Source organism: Microbacterium sp. UBA837 (assembly GCF_002296025.1).
Lineage (GTDB): Bacteria > Actinomycetota > Actinomycetes > Actinomycetales > Microbacteriaceae > Microbacterium.
In genome coordinates this window covers 4,030-6,791 of record NZ_DBHD01000026.1, presented here as the reverse complement: position 1 = coordinate 6,791, position 2,762 = coordinate 4,030, and the positions used below count along the sequence as shown (strand labels likewise).

3 protein-coding genes are annotated in these 2,762 nt (G+C 70.2%); 1 reads left to right on the top strand and 2 read right to left on the bottom strand.

The window, feature by feature from the left end; all coding sequences use genetic code 11:
- Nucleotides 1–4: 4 nt before the first annotated feature.
- Entirely contained in the window at nucleotides 5–1,255 is a 1,251-nt protein-coding gene (locus B3587_RS02345) for a sensor histidine kinase (protein ID WP_292726254.1), read from the bottom strand.
- Between the two features lie 192 nt (nucleotides 1,256–1,447).
- On the opposite strand from B3587_RS02345, the gene B3587_RS02340 reads away from it, so the two are divergent.
- Nucleotides 1,448–2,311 carry a UbiA family prenyltransferase gene (locus B3587_RS02340; RefSeq protein WP_228178277.1) on the top strand — a complete coding sequence of 288 codons (864 nt, stop codon included), beginning with the start codon at nucleotides 1,448–1,450 and terminating at the stop codon, nucleotides 2,309–2,311.
- Here the strand turns inward: B3587_RS02340 and B3587_RS02335 are convergent.
- The coding region (locus B3587_RS02335) for an FAD-dependent oxidoreductase (RefSeq protein WP_292726252.1) at nucleotides 2,292–2,762 on the bottom strand (471 nt) is incomplete at its 5' end. The two genes, B3587_RS02340 and B3587_RS02335, sit on opposite strands and share 20 nt — an antisense overlap.

Sequence of the window (2,762 nt, the reverse complement as noted above, 5' to 3'; positions counted from 1 at the left end):
GTACTCACGCGCTCACCGCCTCGGGACGCGGCACGGTCAGGCGTACCCGGAACCCGCCCTCGCGGCGCGGTGAGATCTCGATCGAGCCGCCGGACGCGACGGCTCGCTCACGCATCCCGAGAAGTCCGAGTCCGCTCTGCGAGGTCAGGGCGGGCCTGCCCGAGTTCACGATCTCGACCTCGACGGCATCGGGCAGGTACCGGACGCGGACGTCGGCCTCGGCATCCGGGCCGCCGTGGCGGCGTGCGTTGGTCAGGGCCTCTTGCGCGATCCGGAAGGCATTGACCTGAACCGTCGGCGCCACCGGCCCCGGCTCGCCGATGATCGTCAGAGTCGTCGGCAGACCGTTCTCGCTGGCATGCGCGACAAGGGCAGGCAGGCCTTCCAGGCCCACCGTGGATGCGTCGCTGGGGTCATCGTCGACCGGAGTGCGAAGCGTCTCGAGCAATCGGCGCAGCTCCACGAGCGCATCCCGGGCTGCCTGCTCGATGTCGACCAGAGCGCGGCGCGCGGCATCCGGATCGGTGTCCCACACTGTCCTCGCGGCCCCCGCCTGCACGCCCATGGCAGAGACGTGGTGCGCGACCACATCATGCAGCTCGCGGGCGATGCGGACGCGGTCGAGCGCGACGGCCTGCGCTGCGGTAGTCTGACGCTCCCGCTCGAGCTCGACGCTGCGCTCGGCGAGGATCTCGCGCTGTCGGCGGGACTCGAAGGTGCGATTGCCGAAGTAGTACGCGCCGCCGAAGAAAGCGACGTTGACGAGGAACTGGATGAGCATGAACGCGACGTAGGGCGAGAAGAGGCCCGCACGCGAGAGGCCCTCGTCGGTCGGCGCTGTGGCATCGATGAACATCGAGATGAGCAGCCACGTGAACATGCCAGCGATGATCGCGACACGGACGAGGAACGCTCGCCGTCGGTTGTCGACCCATGCCCCGACGGTGTAGAAGGCGATGAAAAGCGCGACATTCCCGACGTAAAGCTCCGGGACGCGGGCCATCATCCCGGCAAAGAACGCGACGGATACTGCCACCGCGACAGTGCAGGGCAGGCGTCGACGCCAGGCCAGCGGGGCGGTGAGACAGAGCGCGTAGAGCAGCGCGACCCGCAGGTCGATCTCCGTGGAGTTGTAGATTCCGGCGACTGCGCCGAGGGCGGTGCTCAGCACCGCCGTGACGAAGAGGGCTGCCGCCAACCAGACGTCCCCTCGGGTCGGAACCCACCGCGAGGTGGCGCGCGTCGGATCACTCACCCATCCACGCTACGTCGCTCGCACACCACGCCACATCCCTCTCGCGGGGGAGCCCCCCGTCCGCCGGCCGCGGCCGGCGATGGTCCCGATTGCAGGATCAGCTGCCTCGGCAGGGGCGGTGGAGGGCAGCAGAGCGGGTTGATCCTGCGTTCGGCTCGCCGGGTGCGGTGTCGGGACGCGTACTGTGAGGGCATGGCGACCCGGCAGACTTCCCCGGGCACGACAGGTTTCGGGGGCCGGGTGCTCGCCCTGCTGGCGTGCTCGCATCCTGGGCCGACGGTGGTCGTCACGACTCTCGCCGGATTGCTCGCCGTGGGGGCCGGCATCGGGGTGGGGCGCATCGTGCTGACAGTCGCGGCTGTGCTCTTCGGTCAACTGTCGGTCGGATGGTCCAACGACGCTATTGACGCTCAGCGGGACCTCGCCATCGGGCGCCGCGACAAGCCGATCGCTGCCGGCGTCATCTCGCGCCGAGCGGTAGCCGCCGCAGCCGGCGTCTCGCTGGTGATCGCGCTCATCATCTCGGCCATCATCGGGTGGGAGTTCTGTCTCGCCCACGGCATCGCCCTGGCCTCGGCGTGGGCGTACAACGCGTGGCTGAAGTTCACATGGGCATCGGTGATCCCGTTCGCGGTGAGTTTCGGCATCCTGCCCTCGCTCGCGACGCTGGCAGCTCCCGCGCCCGTCGTGGCTCCGTGGTGGCAGGGAGCCGCCGGCGCTCTGCTGGGCATCGCCGTCCACCTCACCAACGTGCTTCCCGATCTCGCCTACGACGAGGCGACGGGTGTGCGCGGGCTCGGTCACCGGATCGGCACCACGCCGAGTGCGATAGTCGCGTTCGCTGCCGTCATCGCGGGGACTGTGGTCGTCGTCGTCGGATCGTTCGGCCAGGTGCCCTTCGCCGTGGCGCTCGCGGCGTCAGTGAGCGTTGCGGCGTGCGCGGTCGCGGGCCTGCTCCGCGCTCTGCGGAAGCCGGACCGCGTGGTCTTCCGCCTGGTGATGGCGTCGGGTCTGATCCTTGCTGCGCAGCTCGTTCTCACCGCGTTTGTGGCGTGAGGGGGCTTTCTTGCGCATCCGGATCGAAACCCATCCCATAGGCGTGCGCGAGGAGCCGCGCCGGCGCCAGACGGATGCCTGCGAGCCGCGTGACCGCGCCGACGCTGCCGTGACCACGCCCGGCGACGGTGTTCAGCGCGGCGATTCGCGCCGCGGTCGTCGCGGCCGACCTGCGTCGCCGCTCCCACGCGGCCAGTGCGGCCGGCGGCTCTCCCGTGATGTCCCACTCTCGGAGCAGCGGCGCGAGCGTCGCCGCATCGATAAGGCCGAGGTTGAGACCCTGCCCGCCGATGGGGCTCACCTCGTGGGCCGCGTCACCGATCGCGAGAACCCGTCCGCGCGCCATCCGGCGCGCGACGAATCGGCCTACCCCGAAGTTCGACGCCGTCGTGATCGTGTCGCCGGAAGATCCCGCACGCCGGCTGACAGCGTCACGCAGGGCGGTCGCGTC

Excerpts from the sequence above, each read along its gene's own strand:
- B3587_RS02340 (WP_228178277.1), top strand. The coding sequence starts at position 1,448 with ATGGCGACCCGGCAGACTTCCCCGGGCACGACAGGTTTCGGGGGCCGG.